At 73.4% G+C, this 293-nt stretch carries 1 protein-coding gene; it reads right to left on the minus strand.

The window, feature by feature from the left end; genetic code table 11:
- Positions 1-293 (minus strand): putative toxin-antitoxin system toxin component, PIN family (locus B2J89_RS23400; RefSeq protein ID WP_169170890.1); only part of this gene is annotated, 293 nt, incomplete at both ends.

Genomic DNA, 293 nt, shown 5'->3' on the forward strand with positions numbered 1-293 from the left:
GCCGCCAGGTCGAGGAATTTCTGGTCGTCGGCATCGCGGCAGGCGGGGGGCACGCGCGGCGCCGCCGGCGCCAGCTGCACCTGCGCATCGAAGGCTTGCACCACCGAGGCCGCGCTCAGGCCGTAAAACGCCAGCCGCGGCACGATGTGCGGGTACGCCAGCACGCGCGCCAGTTCCTCGCGCATGGCGCCGGTGGCCAGCCAGCGCAGCTGACCCGCGCCCAGCAGGGTGCGCACCGGGGCCACGGCCGGGTCGCCAAACACCAGCAGGTCGAGCACGATGTTGGTGTCCAG

This window comes from Acidovorax sp. SRB_24, from assembly GCF_012931925.1.